13 protein-coding genes are annotated in these 15,926 nt (G+C 72.1%); 9 read left to right on the top strand and 4 right to left on the bottom strand.

Annotated elements, in window-relative coordinates; all coding sequences use genetic code 11:
• Positions 1-96 precede the first annotated feature (96 nt).
• Genes ACRAKJ_RS33030 through ACRAKJ_RS33020 form a run of 3 tightly spaced genes read left to right on the top strand, consistent with a single transcriptional unit; the run spans position 97 to position 2,539 of the window.
• A complete protein-coding gene (locus ACRAKJ_RS33030) occupies positions 97-861 on the top strand; it encodes an ABC transporter permease subunit (protein ID WP_438924326.1) in 765 nt (254 codons plus the stop codon).
• Positions 858-1,661: an ABC transporter permease subunit gene (locus tag ACRAKJ_RS33025; RefSeq protein ID WP_438924318.1), complete on the top strand. Its 804-nt coding sequence runs from the start codon at positions 858-860 to the stop codon at positions 1,659-1,661. The genes ACRAKJ_RS33030 and ACRAKJ_RS33025 overlap by 4 nt, the downstream gene beginning before the upstream one ends.
• Positions 1,658-2,539, top strand: coding sequence for an ATP-binding cassette domain-containing protein (locus ACRAKJ_RS33020; protein WP_438924319.1), 882 nt, complete (start codon positions 1,658-1,660; stop codon positions 2,537-2,539). Before ACRAKJ_RS33025 ends, ACRAKJ_RS33020 begins: the two co-directional genes overlap by 4 nt.
• A 538-nt stretch (positions 2,540-3,077) precedes the next feature.
• On the opposite strand, the gene ACRAKJ_RS33015 is transcribed toward ACRAKJ_RS33020, so the two are convergent.
• On the bottom strand, positions 3,078-4,235 hold the full coding sequence (locus ACRAKJ_RS33015) for a 4-hydroxybenzoate 3-monooxygenase (protein WP_447009110.1): 1,158 nt from the start codon (positions 4,233-4,235) through the stop codon (positions 3,078-3,080).
• A gap of 232 nt (positions 4,236-4,467) precedes the next feature.
• Between ACRAKJ_RS33015 and ACRAKJ_RS33010 the strand changes: the two genes are divergently transcribed.
• From ACRAKJ_RS33010 to ACRAKJ_RS32990, 5 genes are all read left to right on the top strand, one after another.
• Positions 4,468-5,496 carry an ABC transporter substrate-binding protein gene (locus ACRAKJ_RS33010; RefSeq protein WP_438924321.1) on the top strand — a complete coding sequence of 343 codons (1,029 nt, stop codon included), beginning with the start codon at positions 4,468-4,470 and terminating at the stop codon, positions 5,494-5,496.
• A gap of 260 nt (positions 5,497-5,756) precedes the next feature.
• Positions 5,757-8,903, top strand: coding sequence for a nitrate- and nitrite sensing domain-containing protein (locus ACRAKJ_RS33005; RefSeq protein WP_438924322.1), 3,147 nt, complete (start codon positions 5,757-5,759; stop codon positions 8,901-8,903).
• Complete coding sequence (locus ACRAKJ_RS33000) at positions 8,900-9,322, top strand: roadblock/LC7 domain-containing protein (RefSeq protein ID WP_438924323.1); 423 nt, start codon at positions 8,900-8,902, stop codon at positions 9,320-9,322. Before ACRAKJ_RS33005 ends, ACRAKJ_RS33000 begins: the two co-directional genes overlap by 4 nt.
• A gap of 44 nt (positions 9,323-9,366) precedes the next feature.
• On the top strand, positions 9,367-9,966 hold the full coding sequence (locus ACRAKJ_RS32995) for a GTP-binding protein (protein WP_447008779.1): 600 nt from the start codon (positions 9,367-9,369) through the stop codon (positions 9,964-9,966).
• Between the two features lie 73 nt (positions 9,967-10,039).
• On the top strand, positions 10,040-10,762 hold the full coding sequence (locus ACRAKJ_RS32990) for a class I SAM-dependent methyltransferase (RefSeq protein WP_447008778.1): 723 nt from the start codon (positions 10,040-10,042) through the stop codon (positions 10,760-10,762).
• Positions 10,763-10,793: 31 nt separating this feature from the next.
• On the opposite strand, the gene ACRAKJ_RS32985 is transcribed toward ACRAKJ_RS32990, so the two are convergent.
• From ACRAKJ_RS32985 to ACRAKJ_RS32975, 3 genes are all read right to left on the bottom strand, one after another.
• Positions 10,794-11,252, bottom strand: coding sequence for a hypothetical protein (locus tag ACRAKJ_RS32985; protein ID WP_438926851.1), 459 nt, complete (start codon positions 11,250-11,252; stop codon positions 10,794-10,796).
• Complete coding sequence (locus tag ACRAKJ_RS32980; RefSeq protein WP_438926848.1) at positions 11,224-11,853, bottom strand: sigma-70 family RNA polymerase sigma factor; 630 nt, start codon at positions 11,851-11,853, stop codon at positions 11,224-11,226. The genes ACRAKJ_RS32985 and ACRAKJ_RS32980 overlap by 29 nt, the downstream gene beginning before the upstream one ends.
• Before the next feature lie 132 nt (positions 11,854-11,985).
• Positions 11,986-13,188, bottom strand: a complete 1,203-nt coding sequence (locus tag ACRAKJ_RS32975; RefSeq protein WP_438926847.1) for a S8 family serine peptidase — start codon at positions 13,186-13,188, stop codon at positions 11,986-11,988.
• Between the two features lie 78 nt (positions 13,189-13,266).
• Here ACRAKJ_RS32975 and ACRAKJ_RS32970 point away from each other — a divergent pair, with 78 nt between their 5' ends.
• Positions 13,267-15,879, top strand: coding sequence for a CHAT domain-containing protein (locus ACRAKJ_RS32970; protein WP_438926846.1), 2,613 nt, complete (start codon positions 13,267-13,269; stop codon positions 15,877-15,879).
• Positions 15,880-15,926: the final 47 nt, after the last annotated feature.

The raw sequence follows: 15,926 nt of genomic DNA, 5'->3' as shown, positions 1-15,926 counted from the left end.
CGTGAAGTTTTCCCGCCACTCATTGTGGCGAACCGATTCACTCTCTAGATTGAGCCGGGTTGGCTGGGGTTGATCAACTGGGAAGAGGCGTTGCGCGTGCGTGCGCTCACCCGAGGACTGCTCGGTGTGGCCGGGTTCCTCGTCGTCTGGGAGCTGTTCGGCCGGTCGAGGCTGGTTCCCCCGGAGTACCTTCCGCCGCCGTCGGTAGTAGCGGTGGAACTCGTGGAGTTGTTGGGTGATGAGTCCTTCCTGCGGGACGTCCTCGCGACGGTCCTCGCGCTCCTCATCGCCGTGGCGCTGTCGGTCGGCATAGCCGTCCCGCTCGGGCTGGTGCTGGGCTCCGTCCCCTCGGTGCGCCACGCCACCCGCGCGGTGGTCGAGTTCCTGCGGCCGATCCCGTCGGTCGCGCTGATCCCGCTGGCGATCGTGCTGCTGGGGATCGGGCCGGAGACCAAGATCTCCCTCGCCGTGTACGCGGCGATCTGGCCCATCCTGTTCAACACGATCTACGCGCTCGACGAGCTGGACCCCCTGCTCGTGGAGACGGCCAGGGTGTTCGGCTCCGGCCGGGTCCGGGTGCTGTTCTCCGTGGCGCTGCCCAGCGCCCTGCCGTTCGTCCTGACGGGCATCCGGCTCGCCGCCACCACCGGCCTGGTGGTGCTGGTGAGCGTGGAGCTGCTCGCGGGCGGGTCCGGGGGCCTGGGCGAGTTCATCATGAACGCCCGCAGCGGCGCGGGCCGGATGGACCTGGTCCTCGCCGGGACCGTGGTCGCGGGTGTGATCGGCTACCTCGTCAACGAGGGGCTGGAGCGGGCGCAGCGCCGCTGGGTCGGCTGGAGCGCGGTCGGAGGTCGGTCGTGAACCGGTTCGTGCAGCGCTGGGGCGTGTTCGTGGGCCTCGTCGTGGTCTGGGAGCTCGCCACCTGGTACGCGGACGACCCGTTCTTCCCGCGTCCCACGGTCATCGCGGAGTCCATGTGGGAGCTGTGGCTCTCCGGCACGGCGGACACGCTGTTCCTCACCGACACGGTGTTCGAGCACGTGCTGCCGAGCATCGGGCGGCTCCTGGCCGGGTGGGCGATGGCCGCCGTCATCGGCATCTCGCTCGGCGTCGCCCTGGGCCGGTCGGACCGGGGCATGCAGTACGCGGGTCCCCTGCTGACGTTCATGCGCTCGATCCCGCCGCCGGCGCTGGTGCCGGTGTTCCTGCTCGTGTTCAGCGTCGGCACCCAGATGCAGCTCGCCACGATCGTCTTCGGCGTGCTGTGGCCGATCCTGCTCAACAGCATCGACGGCGCCCGCTCCGTCGACGCGACGAAGTTCGAAACCTCGGCGGTGTTCCGCATCCCCAAGCCCCAGTGGGTCCTCGGCGTGGTCCTGCCCTCCGCGGCGCCGAAGATCTTCGCCGGGCTGCGGGTTTCCCTGTCGCTGTCCTTGGTGCTCATGGTGGTGTCCGAACTGGTCGGCACCGACAACGGGATCGGGTCGCAACTCCTCGTCGCACAGCGGGAGTTCGACTTCCCCGACATGTGGGCCGGGATCATCCTCCTGGGTGTCCTCGGCTACGCCCTCAACACCGTGCTCCTCGCGTTCGAGCGCAAGGCCCTTGCGTGGCAACCGAAGCAGGAGCGCACCCCCGCGACGGTGGAGGAAAAAGTATGACCGCGATGCTCGAAGTGGCCGACCTCGGCCACACCTACCAGGCCAAGGACGGCGCGCACACCGCGATCGCCGGCCTCACGTTCACCGTCGGCGCAGGCGAGCTGGTCTGCGTCGTCGGCCCGTCCGGCTGCGGCAAGTCCACGCTGCTGCGCACCATCTCGGGCCTGATCCGCCCCACCAAGGGCGACATCAGCCTGCACGGCAACCAGGTCAAGGGCGTGCCCGACGACCTCGCCGTGGTGTTCCAGGACTACAGCCGCTCGCTGTTCCCGTGGCTGACGGTGCAGAAGAACGTGGAGTTCCCGCTGCGCCGCACCCTCGGCCGGGCCGAGCGCAAGGCCCGCGCGGCCGAGGCCCTGGAGTGGGTCGGCCTGTCCGGCGCCCAGCGCAAGTACCCGTGGCAGCTGTCCGGCGGCATGCAGCAGCGCGTGGCCATCGCCCGCGCCCTGGCCTACCGGCCGGCCCTGCTGCTGATGGACGAGCCGTTCGCCTCGGTGGACGCGCAGACCCGGTTCGAGCTGGAGGACCTGCTGCTCAAGGTCCGCACCGAGCACGACACCACGGTCCTCGTGGTGACGCACGACATCGACGAGAGCGTCTACCTGGGCGACCGCATCCTGGTGCTGTCGACCTCGCCCGCGTCGGTGGTGGCGGACCTCAAGGTCGACCTGCCCGCGCAGCGCGACCAGATCACCACCCGCGAGTCCGACGAGTTCGTCGCCCTGCGGGCGGAGGTGGCGCGCCTGCTGAACGTCGGCAAGACCTCGCGGGTGATCCGCTCGCGCCGCACCGCCGACGACGGGCAGGCCGCCAGGTGGGCCGAGGCGGAGCGGGCCGAGGCGTCGCGCGTCGAGGCCGAGGAGCGCGCTACGACGTGAAAAGTCTTCGCGTAGCGTAGGGACACACAGCGGCGGGCGATCCGCGGCGCACAGGGCCTCTCAGAGGCCGCGCCGGGGGTCGCCCGTTGTCGTGCGCGGCTTTCCCGCGCGGTTCGGCGGTCATTTCCGGCCGAGCCGGCGGAGGTATTTCGACGGAGGTCGTTCACAACGATTCGACATCATTCGGTTTGGCCGGCCGACGGCCCGGCGATCACGCAGGGTGGTTTGTGCGTGGGGTTCCACCCATTGTTTCGTGCATGACGACCCGCGGTGCGCGCCCGCGCCGGGTGGGCGCGGGGCGGTCGCTTCCGCCGGAACGGCGAAAATAGGCGACGAATACATCCGGCGCGGGTCGGCGCCGGGCGGGCGAAATAACAGCCGGGGCGACGGGGAAACGGTCGCGAAATAGTTTTCGCGATCCTCCCGCACTCCGGTCGGTGACTCTTCCCGGTGTGCTCCCGGAGAACGGGCGGTGCTATCGCCGCCGGGTTTTCCGGAATCGTGCGGCGACGCTGCCGCTAATCGACGGTCGTTCTTCTCAGGGCCCCACGTAGTTTTGCGCGAAGTACCCCGCGGAGGACCTGGAGCCGATCAGGTGCTCCAGCCGGGCCTGCCCCAAACGGCTCAGGAACGGCTCCGGCGAGCGGTGGATCATGAAGACCATCCACTGGGAGAACTCCTGCGCACGCCAGACCCTGCGCAGGCACACCTCGGAGTACGAACGGAGGCCGCTGTCGTCCCCCGTTCGGTGGTAGGAGGCGATGGCGCCCGCCAGCACCTCGGCGTCGTGCAGGGCGAGGTTCATCCCCTTGGCGCCCACCGGCGTGATGATGTGCGCGGCGTCCCCCAGCAGGTAGAGGTTGCCGTGGTTCATCGGTTCCACCACGTGGCTGCGCATGTCCAGGATGCGCTTCTCGACGATGGGGCCCTCGGTCAGCTTCCAGTCGGAGTCCTTGAGCGCCAACCGCTTGTGCAGCTCCGCCCACACCCGCTCGTCCGGCCAGTTGTCCACGGTGTCGTCCACCGGGACCTGGAGGTAGTAGCGCGAAACGGTGGAACTGCGGAGCATGTGCCCCGCGAATCCGTCCGGGTGAAGCGCGTAAATCACCTTGTGGGTGGACGGCGGGGCCTCGGCCAGGACGCTCAGCCACTCGATGCCGTGCTGGTGGCTGAACTCCTGGACCGCCCCGGCCGGGATGCTCCGCCTGCTCACGCCGTGGAACCCGTCCGCGCCGGCGATGAACGAGCAGTCGAGCCGCTCCCGCGTCCCGTCGGCGTTCGTCCAGGTCAGGGACGGTTCCGGGCTCTCGACGTCGTGCAGTTCGACGTCCCGGACCGACCAGCGGACCTCGCCGCCGCGCTCGTCCGCGTAATGCCGGACGAGGTCCCGCACGACTTCCTGCTGCGGGTAGATGTAGTGCGTCTGGCCGTCGTACAGGGTGGAGTAGTCCACCTCGTGCGCATGCCCGTTCACGCGGAATTCGCAGGCGCCGTGCCGATCGGCCTCTCGGAGCAACCGGTCGGCCAGCCCGTGCTCGGTCAACATCTGCACCGCGCGGTGCTCCAGGACCCCGGCGCGGGGCCTGGCCTCGATGTACTCGCGGGTGCCTTTTTCCAGCACAACGCAGGGAATTCCCGCCTCGTGCAGGAGGTTCCCCAAGGTCAATCCCGCCGGGCCCGCGCCGACGATGCCCACGGCACGCCGGTTGCTCTGTACGGCCCATTCCGGGTCAAGATCACTCACTGCACTCCCCAACCTCTGGACAGCCTGTGCAAAGATGCTCACCGAAGGTAGTGGATCAGCCTTCGAGTGTCGGTCGACCGGGTCATGCCGAACCGCTCAGATCACTTTGAGTGGTTCAACGACGTCCCCGTCGATCGTGCATCCTGCCCCCGCAAAGTCGTCACTCCAACAGGAGATGCCCCCCATGACTCGAAGAGTCGGCCTCTCGGCTCGAAGGATCTTCGGTGTTCTGTCCGCCGTCACCCTGCTCGCCTCCGTGTCCGCCTGTGGCGCGCTCGGCGGCAGCAGCGGCAGCGAGGACAAGCCCACCGAGGCCGCAGCTCCGGGCAAGGTCGAGAAGGCCAAGATCACCCTTGGCCTGATCCCCGTCCTCGACGTCGCGTCCGTCCACGTCGCGATCCAGAAGCGCTACTTCCAGGATGAGGGCCTGGAGGTCGAGGTCAAGACCATCCAGGGTGGCGCCGCGGCCATCCCGGGCCTGATCGACGGCTCGCTGGACATCACCTTCGGCAACTGGGTCTCGTTCTTCCTCGCCGAGTCCAAGGGCGCCGCGAAGGGCGTCGACGGCCTCAAGCTGGTCAGCGACGGCTACCAGGCCAAGCCCGAGATGTTCCTGATCCTGTCCAAGTCGGACTCGGCCGTGAAGTCCCCCAAGGACCTCGAGGGCAAGACGATCGCGATCAACACCTTCAAGAACATCGCCGAGCTGACCGCGAAGGCCACGTTGGAAGCCAACAACGTGGACGTGTCCAAGGTGACGTTCAAGGAGTTCCCGTTCCCCGACATGGAGGCCGCGGTGCAGAACGGCACCGTCGACGCCGCCTTCATGGTGGAGCCCTTCATCAGCAAGGCGCAGCGGGTCAGCGGCCAGATCACCGTGCTCGACGCGGCGTCCGGCCCCACGGACGGCATCCCGATCGCGGGCTACGGCACGACCGGCAAGTTCGCCAAGGAGAACCCCAACACGGTGAAGGCGTTCCAGCGCGCCATGGCCAAGGGCCAGCGCGACGCCGCCGACCGCCCCACGGTCGAGCCGCTGCTGGTGGAGTACGCCAAGGTGGACAAGGAAACCGCTGGTCTGGTCCACTTCGGTGAGTACCCGACGACGCTCGACGCCACCCGGTTGCAGCGGGTCTCGAACCTGATGCGAACCTACGGGCTGCTCGAGAAGGACTTCGACGTCAAGCCGATGCTGGTCAGCTCAGAGGGCTGACCCCCGCGGGGGGAGCCCGGTCGTCGGGCTCCCCCTCGGGTGTTCCCCGTTCGGGTCCGAGGCGTGAAATAGCTGTGAACACCGGTTAGCGATCGTTTAGCGCGTCCCGCCGTGGCCGCGCGACAATGGTTGATTTGCCAACTACCGGACACCTCGTCCGTTCGGCGGTATGACTCCGGGCTTTTTTCCACCAAGATCGCCCGGGTTTGCAGAGAAGTGTTGTTTCATCACTGGCTGGGGGGCTGGGGAGTGTGCTGACGGTGCGCGGTCACGACGACCACGCCTCCGGGAGAGATCCGGAGCGGATTCAACTCGACACGGGTGCCGCGGAGAGCGGGCCACCCGACTCGGGTCCCAGCACGGGCGCGGTTCCCGCCGCCGACCGGGGTGTGTCCCGGTGGCGCCTGCGGAACTGGCGCCTGCGCAGCAAGCTCGCCGTGGTGCTCCTGGTACCCGCGCTGAGCACGCTGACCCTCGCGGGGCTGCGGCTGAACACACAGCTCGACGACGTCGAGCTGTTCGGCAAGGTCCAGCGGGAGCTCCAGCTGTCCGCACAGGCCGCCGCGGTCTCCGACGCGCTCCAGCTGGAGCGCGACGCCGCGGTGTGGTTCGTGGCGGGCGGGCGCGGCGAAGGCGCCGGGGAGTACGTCACGCGTTCCGGCAAGGTCGACAGCGAGGTCGGTCGCTTCCGCGAGGTGCAGGCGACGACCAGCGGCGTCGACCCCGCGGTGGACCAGGCGTACGACAAGGCGCTGCAGTCCCTCGACGGCCTGCTCGCCCTGCGCAACACGGTGTCCAACAGCAGGTACCCCGACATCTCGGTCCACACCGCGTACAACCAGGTGCTGGCCACGCTGGCGCAGGTGCACCGCGCGACGTCGAGCAGCCTCAGCGACGGGACGCTGACACCGCTCGCGGGCGCCAACTTCGCGCTGTACAGCGCGAAGGAGCAGCTGTCGCAGCAGAACTCGATCATGCTGTCCGCCGCGCAGCGCGGCGAGTTCGCGCCCGGCCAGCTCAACGCGCTGCGCGCCGCGCAGTCCCGGTTGGACGCCGCGCTGTCGGACTTCGCGAGCGTCGCGAGCCAGGACAACCGCCAGCTGCTGTCGGACACCGTGTCCGGCCCCGCGGTGGACGGTCGCAACCGGCTCGTGCAGCTCTCGCAGGTGCAGCAGAGCGAGTCCGACGAGGTCGCGATCAACGACGCGGAGGTCATGCGCGTCGGCGAGGAGACCGCGGCGCTGCTGCGCACCGTCACCCGCGACATCGAGGGCCAGGCCGACCGGGCCGCGATCGAGGCGACCGAGACGGCCCGCGCGGCCGCCTGGCGCGACGCGGCGCTGGTCGCCGTCGCCCTGGTCATCGCGTTCGCCCTCATGGCCTTCGTCGCCCGCTCGATGCTGACGCCGCTGCGCGTCCTGCGCCGCACGGCGCTCGACGTGGCCCGCAACCGCCTGCCCGACGCGATCAAGCGCATCCGGACGCACCGCGACCCGGAACGCGCCGCGGAGGAGGCGCTGGTGCCGGTGCCGATCCACACCACCGAAGAGGTCGGCCAGGTGGCCCGCGCGTTCGACGCCGTGCAGCGCGAGGCCGTCCGCCTCGCCGTCGAGCAGGTGGCGCTGCGCGCGAACGTCAACGACATGTTCATCAACCTCTCGCGGCGCTCGCAGGCGCTCGTCGAGCGGCAGATCACCGTGATCGACCGGCTGGAGCAGGACGAGCAGGACCCCGACCAGCTGGCCAGCCTCTTCGAGCTGGACCACCTGGCGACCCAGATGCGCCGCAACAGCGAGAACCTGCTGGTGCTCTCCGGCACCACGGTCAACCGCCGCGTCACCCGGCCCGTGCCGATCTCCGAGGTGCTCGGCGCCGCGGTGTCCGAGGTCGAGAAGTACGCCCGCATCCAGATCGCGCCCGCGCCCGAGATGCGCGTGCAGGGCCGCGTGGTCAACGACCTCGCGCACCTCATCGCCGAGCTGCTCGACAACGCGACCGCGTTCTCCAAGCCCACCACCAAGGTCACGGTGCGGGCGATCGAGACCCGCCGCGGCGAGGTGTCCATCCGCATCCACGACCGCGGCGTCGGCATGCAGGAGCAGGACATCGTCGAGGCCAACACCAAGCTCGCCGACCCGCCCGAGGTCGACGTGTCGGTGGCCCGCGAGATGGGCCTGTACGTGGTCGGCCAGCTGGCCAAGCGCCACGAGATCCGGGTCACGCTGAGCAACAACGACGACATAGAGGGTGGGGTCACGGCCCAGGTCGTCCTCCCGGTCGGCCTGCTGCACCGGGGACCCGAACCCATCGCCGCGAAGCCCGCGCCGCTGGCACTGCCCGCGCGCCAGGCCAACCCGGACGTCGAGACCAGCGGTGTCGGCGTGCTCGCCGGCGTGCCCAAGTGGACGCCGGACGCCGCACCCGACGGGTACGCCCCGCCGGACGCGACGCCCGCGCCGTTCCCGGTGGTGCAGACGCACACCGCCGAACCCAACGGCTTCTTCGAGGTGGAGCGGACGCCCACGTCCGACCTGTTCACCGCGACGGTCACCGAGACGGTCCCGCCGCCCGGCGAGGGCGTGCCCGACTACTCCTACCCGCCCGGTGCGCCCCGGTCCGCCTCCGCGCCCCCGCCCCCGCCGCCGGTGATCGAGGAGGACGACGCCTCGACCCAGCGCCTGCCGATCTACGAGGACGTCCTGTCGCGCTGGTTCCAGGGCGGCGAGGCCGCCGACGCGCCCGTGCACGTCCAGGGCGACCTCAACGGCGGCCACAGCGGTGGCCGCGACGGCGGTCACGACGGCGGGCACGCCGCGCCGCCGGAGACCGCGGCCGAGAAGACGATGTTCGCCGACCGGGTGGACCTGGTCGGCGACGGGGACGGCGGCGCGTCGGAGAGGACCGTCTACGCCCAGCGCGTGGACCCGGCCGACGTCGACCGCGCCCCCGCGCCCATCGCCAAGCCCGTCCCGCCCGCCCCGAAGGGCTCCACGCCCGCGGGTCTGCCCAAGCGCGAGCCCGCGCCGTCGGCGATCCCCACGTCGGGCACCCCGGGCTGGGGCGCGGCGGACGACGGGTGGTCGACGGCCACCAACACCCTGAAGGCTCCCGTGGACGACACCACCACCGCGGGTCTGCCCAAGCGCGTCCCCAAGGCGCGTTTGGTGCCCGGATCGCTCACCGCGCCCTCCCCCCGGGCATCGTCCCCGGCGGCCCAGCCGTCGGCGAACGGCTCCGCGTCCACCGGTGTGGCGACCGCGCTGTCGCGCCGGTCCGCGGACCGGTTGCGGCAGCGCTTCGCGACCTACCAGCGAGGTGTGCAGCTGGGTCGCGAGTCCGGCGACGAAGCCGGGATGCCCTGGGAGGGCTTGTCGTTCGGCAACGCAGACAACAAGGAGCAGAAGTGACCTCCGCAGCCGAAGAACTGGACAACTTCAGTTGGCTGGTCGACGACTTCGTCAGCCGGGTCGCGGGCGTGGCGCACGCCATCGTCGTCTCGGCGGACGGCCTGTTGCTCGCGTCCTCGGACCGCCTCCCGGTCGACCGCGCCGAGCAGCTCGCGGCCGTCTCGTCGGGGCTGGTCAGCCTGAACCTCGGGGCCGCGCGCTGCTTCGAGGCCGGTGACGTCAAGCAGACCGTCGTGGAGATGGAACGGGGCTACCTGTTCCTCATGTCCATCAGCGACGGGTCCTGCCTGGCCGTGCTGGCCGCCCCCAACTGCGACATCGGCCTCATCGGCTACGCCATGACGCGACTGGTCGAACGGGTCGGCATCCAGCTGACCCCGGAGATCCGGTCGCAGCTCCACGTCGCGATGCGCAACTGAGCCCCACCCGGCGATCGTCCTACTACTAGGGAAAGCAGAGCAACATGAGCGGTCGCGCTCCCGGGCAGCCGGGGTCACCCCCGGCGGCGAGCCTGTCCGTCACGTCGACCAAGATCGTGGTGGCGGGCGGGTTCGGTGTCGGCAAGACGACCTTCGTCGGCTCGGTGTCGGAGATCGTGCCGCTGACCACCGAGGCGGTGATGACCGAGGCCAGCGTCGGCGTGGACGACCTGTCGAGCACGCCGAACAAGATGACCACCACGGTGGCCATGGACTTCGGCCGCGTCTCGCTCGACAGCGACCTGATCCTCTACCTGTTCGGCACCCCCGGCCAGCACCGCTTCTGGTTCATGTGGGACGACCTGGTGCGGGGCGCCATCGGCGCGGTCGTGCTGGTCGACACCCGCAGGCTGTCCGACGCGTTCGCCTCGATCGACTTCTTCGAGGACCGCGAACTGCCGTACGTGGTGGGCGTGAACTGCTTCGACGGCCTGCTGCACCACCGCATCGAGGACATCCGGGAGGCGCTGACGATCGACCAGTCGGTGCCGATCGTCCCCTGCGACGCGCGCAACCGGCAGTCCACGAAGCAGACGCTGATCACGCTGGTGCAGCACGCCATGCGGCAGCCGACGTTCGCCTGACCGGACCCGGCCGACGGGCCGCGAGCGGAAAACCGCTCGCGGCCCGTCGCGCTGTCGGGGCACACTCGGCCGGGTGACGGAGGACCCCGCGAGGACTGCCGCCCTGTACGACGCCGTCAACGGGTGGGACGCGTCCGACGACTTCTACCTCGACCTGGTGCTCGCAGCCGACGCCGTGCTGGACGTCGGCTGCGGCACCGGCGCGCTGCTGCACGCCGCCCGCGTCGCCGGGCACGCCGGCCGCCTCGTGGGGCTGGACCCCGACCCCGACTCCCTGGCCCTGGCCCGCCGGTACGACGGCGTGGAGTGGCTCGCGGGCGACCTGCGCACGACCGCGTTCGACGGTGGCTTCGACCTCGTCGTGATGACGGGGCACGTGTTCCAGTTCTTCCTCACCGACGACGAGGTGCGCGCGCAGTTCGCCGCGGTCCACCGGGCGCTGCGGCCGGGCGGGCGGTTCGCGTTCGAGACGCGGGACCCGGGCGCGCGGGCGTGGGAGCGGTGGACGCCCGAGAACGGCGTCGACGTCACCGGCGAGAACGGCGAGCGGGTGCGCGTCGAGCACCGGGTGGCGAGCGTGGCGGACGGGCTCGTGCGGTTCAGCGAGACGCACAGCAGCCCGGACTGGGCCGAGGACGTCGTGGACTGGGCCACGCTCCGGTTCACCACCGCCGAGCAGGTGGACGCGCTGCTCGGCGGAGCCGGGTTCGAGGTGGCCGAGCGCCACGGCTGGTGGGACCGCACGCCGCCGACCGCGACCAGCCGGGAGATCATCACCGTCGCCCGGCGCCCCTAGCCGCACGCGGTCGCGGCTGTGTGGTCGCGGGTTACACGGTCACCCACTCGGTGACCACGGTCGTGCCGTCGATCTCGCACCGCAACCGCACCGGTCCCGCGGGCGGCGGGCCGAGCAGGAACATGCCCACCTCGTCCAGCTCCGCCTCCTCGACCGGCCCGGTCGCCGTCAGCAGCACCACCCGACCCGGCCGCGCGGGCAGCACCTGGCCGGCGACACCCACCTCGGTCACCTCGACCTGCACCGACACGCCCACCGCGTCGAACACGAGCTGCCGCGCCGTCTGCGCCGCCCGCGCCCGGGTCGCCAGCTCGCCGTCCAGCACCGAGTCGTAGCTGGTCAGCGCGATCAGCTCGGCGTCGACCGTCCGCCAGCTCCACGCCGCGCGCGCCGCCTCCCGGATGTGCTCGGGCACGTCCGCCTGCTCGTCGAGCGCCGCCTTCAGGTCGCGCAGCAGCGCGTCATCGCTTTCCCACCCCGGATCGACCATCGACACCGACCACACCTCCTCCACCCGGTCTCGGGCTGAACAGCCGGTACACCGCGGGTGTCTTCCGCAGCTTGTCCAGGCACCTGATGCGGGTGGGCCCGATGCTGCCCACCGGCATCGCCAACTCCTCGCTGACCGCCGCGTAGCTCGGCGGCGGGTCCGCCATCAGCTTCGCCAGCAGCACGCGGCACTGCTCGGGCAGGGCGCGGAAGCCGTCGCGCAGCGCCTGGAGCCGCTGCGACGCCTCCATCTCCTCGTCCAGGTCCGCGACCGCGTCCACCGGGCTCGCCGGCTCGTCCTCGGACAGCGGGTCGTACGGCTGGAGGCGCTGCTGCACCCGCAGCACGCGCAGGCACTCGTTGCGGGTGGTCGTGGCGATCCAGCCGGGCAGGGCGTCGGCCTCCCGCAACCGGCCGATCTGCTCCACCAGGCGCAACCACACCGTCTGGTTGACGTCCGCGGCGTCCGCCGGTCTCAGCCGGTGCCGGTAGATCACCGACAGCACCAGTGGCGTGTACCGGTCGATGATCTCGTGCCAGGCGTGCTGGTCCCCGTCCGCTGCGGCGCCCACCAGCGCGCCGATCGGCCCTGCAGGGGTCACGTCCCCTCCTCCTGTCCAGGGGGTGCCGCGCCTGCGCCCCGGCGTGCGCCGGGACGGGCCCGCGCCGGGTCCGGGACATCGGATTCATCGCTGCCACGTACTACGGAGCAACCATGCCGTCTCCAGATACGACTAGTCCACGAAGACACCGTATCCGGGGAAGAACTCGGCCTTCCCGACGAGCAGCTCGTCGCGGGCGGCGGCGGCCGACACCCCCCGGGTCGTCATCGTCTCGGCGATGCGGCCCGCCACGTGCGGCGCGGCGAACGAGGTGCCCAGCCAGTAGGCGAACCGGTCGTAGACCTCCGCGGGCAGGCCCGACAGCACCCAGCGGCCCTTGAGGAACGTGCTGGTCCGGTTCCCGACCGCGCACGCGTCCACCCAGTGGCCGTGGTTGGAGTAGCACGCGGGCGAGCGCGAGCCGTCACGCTCCTGGGCGACCCCGGCGACCGCCGTGACCCCGCCCAGCGCGGCGGGCCAGCTCGGCCTGGTCGTGCCCTGGTTGCCGGCCGACGCCACCACCACGACGTCGGCGGGCAGCTGCGCGAGCGCCCGGCGCACCGGCTCGGAGGCCACGTCGTCCTGCGTGAAGCACCCCATCGAGATGTTGACGACGTGCACCCGCTCGTCGAACGACGCCACCGCCCGGGCGAAGTCCTCCTCGGTGCCCAGGCCCGACGGGTCCAGCGCCCGCTCCGGGTCGATCCGCACGCCCGGCGCGGCCTGCCGCACCACGCCCGCCACGAACGTGCCGTGCCCGCCCTCCGGGGCGAACACGTCGTCGTGCGCGTAGGCGGCGTCCACCTCGTCGGCGCGGGGCGTGAACGCGCCCTTGAGCCACAGCGGGTGGTCGACGCCCGCGTTCGCGGAGATGCCCGTGTCGACGACGCCGACGGTGACGCCCTTGCCGCGGCCCAGCGCGGTCTTGTCCGGGTCCGCCAGCGGCGCGGCCACCTGGGGCGGCACGCCGGGGTGCCCGTGCATGTTGCCGCCGTGGCCGACCAGCACGTGGTGCGGCTGGACGAACGGAGTCCGCTCACCGGGCCACTGCTGGGGGTCGCGCAACAGGCGCACGATCGCCGGGATGTCGTCGGAATTGCGCGGCAGGACCAACCGGCTCATACCGGCGAAATCACGTCCGCGTTCGGTGACGATGTTGTTCTGCGCCAGTTTCCGGACGACCCGGTCGAGGTCCTGGGGAATGGTCAACAGCTCACGGGCGACGAACAGGAACTCGCGTCCGCGCTCGGCGTGCAGCCGGAAATCCTGGTGTTCCCTGATCGACAGGTCGAAAGCCTGGCCGTAAAGCTCCGCACGATTCGATGGTTGGGACACCACGGCCTCACAGCAGCGTCGACGGAGGTGCGAGCTTGATCAAGCTACCACAGGGGACTTGGTAATAAGGTGGGTTCCGTGGGAGGGGAATCCGCCGCAGCGGCACTGGAGGCCCGGCAGCGGGACCCGCGCGCGGCGATCGGGATGGGCCGTTCGGCGCTGCGGGCCGCGCGCCTTTCCGGCGACGCCGAGGAGGAGTCGACCGCCGAACGCGCCATCGGCCTGTCCCTGCGCGAACTGCACGACTTCGAGGGGGCGCTGCGGCACCTGCGCCGCGCGGTCCGCGTCGCCGAGGGCGCGGGTTCCGCCCGGCTCGCCGCGCTGGCCCGGGTGAGCCTCGCGTTCGTGCTGTCCAACACCGGCCGCCACGCCCAGGCGCTGCGCGCGGTCAACGAGGCACTGGACGTCCTCGACGGCCCCGACGCCGACATCGCCCGGATGCAGCGCGGCCTCGTGCTGCACTACCTGTGCCGCTACGACGAGGCGCAGCGCGAGTACAACGCGGCCATCGACGCCGCCCGCCGCACCGGCGACCGGCTCGGCGAGGCCCGCGCCCGCAACAACCGCGGCCTGCTGCGCGCCTACACCGGCGGCCTCAAGGCGGCCGACGAGGACTTCGACCGCGCCGCCGCGCTCTACCGGTCGCTCGACCTGGAGCTGGCCGTGGCCGACGTGCGGTGGAACGCCGGGATCTCCGCCACCCGGGCGGGTGACGTGCCGCGCGCCCTGACGATGTTCGCCGAGGCCGAGCGCGAGTACCGGCGGCTGGCCGTGCCCCGGCCCGCGCTGCTGATCAACCGGCTGGAGCTGCTGGTGTCCGTGCCGCTGCTGGAGGAGGCCCGCGCGGCGGCCGACCGGGCGCTCGGCGAACTCGGCGGCGACCTCGTGCTGGCCCGCTCCGAGGCCCTGTTCTACCGGGCCCGCGTCGCCCTGCTGGAGGGCGACCTGGAGCGCGCCGTGGAGATGGCCGCCGCCGCGCGCGGGGGCTTCCGGCGCGAGCGCCGCGAGGTGTGGGAGGCGGGCGCCCGGCACGTCGAGCTGCGCGCCGCCTACCTCAGCGGGCAGCGCACCCGCGGCCTGGTGACCGCGCTCGTGCGCGTCGCCTCCCGGCTCGACGCGTTCGGCTGGCGGATGGCCGGGCTGGAGGCCCGGGTCGACGCCGCGCTCGTCGCCCGCGACCTCGGCGACCGCCGCCGGGCCGTGGCCGAGCTGACCACCGCGGGCGCGGCCCGGCGCGGCGGCACGGCGGCGCACCGCGTGCAGGGCTGGTACGCCGAGGCGCTGCGCCGCGACCTGCTCGGCAACGCCCGGGGCGCGCAGATCGCGCTGCGCCGCGGCCTCGCGCTGCTCGACGAGTACCGCGTGTCGCTCGGCGCGGTCGAGCTGCGCGCCTCCAGCGGCGCGCAGGGCAAGGCGCTCGCGTTCGAGGGGCTGCGCACGGCCGTCGCCGGCGGCCACGCCGGGCGGGTGCTGTCGTGGGCTGAGGCGTGGCGCGCGGGCGCCATGCGGATGACCCCCGCCCGCCCGCCGGAGGACTCCGGGCTCGCCGACGCCCTCGCCGAGCTGCGCGCGATCACCGCCGACCTGGAGACCGCGCTGCTGGCCGGCAAACCGTCCGCCGCGCTGCGCCAGCGCCAGGTGCGCGGCGAGCAGCGCGTCCGCGACCTGACCCGGCAGACCAGCGGCGGCGGAGCCGTGTTCAAACCGCCCGCCGTGCGCGACCTCGCCCAGGCGCTGGGGGAGCGGGCGCTCGTCGAGTACGTCGACCACGACGGCGACCTGCTGGCCGTCGTCGTCGCCGGGGGCCGCGCCTCGCTGCACCGGCTCGGCCCGCTCGACGGCGCGCTGCGCGAGGTGCGGCTGCTGCGGTTCGCCCTGCACCGGCTCGTCACCCTGCCCGACCACCTCGACAAGACCGCCGTGCGCGGCGGCGCCGACCACACCGCCCGGCTGCTCGACACCCGCCTGCTCGCGCCGCTGCGCCGCCGCCTCGACGACCGGCCCCTCGTGCTCGCGCCCACCGGCCTCCTCGGCGGCCTGCCCTGGTCGGCGCTCCCCGGCTGCCGGGGGCGGTCCGTCACCGTCGTGCCCTCGGCGACCGTGTGGCTGCGCGCGGCGCTGTCGTCGGCGGCCCCGCACGACCGGGCCGTGCTCGCCGCCGGCCCCCGGCTGCCCGCCGCACCCACCGAGATCGCCGCCATCGCGCCGCTCGCCGGCGAGGCCACCGTGCTGGTGGGCGCGGACGCGACGGTCGACGCGGTCGCCGCGGCCATGGACGGCGCGCCCCTGGCGCACGTCGCCGCGCACGGCTCGTTCCGCGCCGACAACCCCCTGTTCTCCGCCCTGGAGCTGGCCGACGGGCCGCTCACCGTCCACGACCTGGAACGCCTCCGCCACCCGCCCGCGCTCGTCGTGCTGTCGGCGTGCGACTCGGGCCTGTCGGCCGTGCGGCCGGGCGACGAGCTGATGGGCTTCACCGCGGCCCTGCTCGGGCTGGGCACCCGCACCCTCGTGGCCCCGGTCGTGCCCGTGCCGGCCGAGGTCACCACCCCGCTGATGGTCGACCTGCACCGCAGGCTCGGCAAGGGCGACCCGCCGGCGGTGGCCCTGGCCGGCGCGCAGGACGCGCACCGCGACACCGGTCACGCCGCCTACGCGGCGGGCGCCGGGTTCCTCTGCTTCGGCGCCTAGCGCGCGCCGGGGGCTTCCCGCGTAGGTTGGGGCCGTGGCTGTGGACG

This window comes from Saccharothrix sp. DSM 118769, assembly GCF_052936295.1.
This window is presented reverse-complemented; position numbering and strand designations above follow the sequence as displayed.

What these genes read in the sequence shown, in the direction of transcription:
- ACRAKJ_RS33020 (WP_438924319.1), top strand. Translation starts at nt 1,658, where the DNA reads ATGACCGCGATGCTCGAAGTGGCCGACCTCGGCCACACCTACCAGGCC.
- ACRAKJ_RS33010 (WP_438924321.1), top strand. Translation starts at nt 4,468, where the DNA reads ATGACTCGAAGAGTCGGCCTCTCGGCTCGAAGGATCTTCGGTGTTCTG.
- ACRAKJ_RS32995 (WP_447008779.1), top strand. Translation starts at nt 9,367, where the DNA reads ATGAGCGGTCGCGCTCCCGGGCAGCCGGGGTCACCCCCGGCGGCGAGC.
- ACRAKJ_RS32985 (WP_438926851.1), bottom strand. Translation starts at nt 11,252, where the DNA reads ATGGTCGATCCGGGGTGGGAAAGCGATGACGCGCTGCTGCGCGACCTG.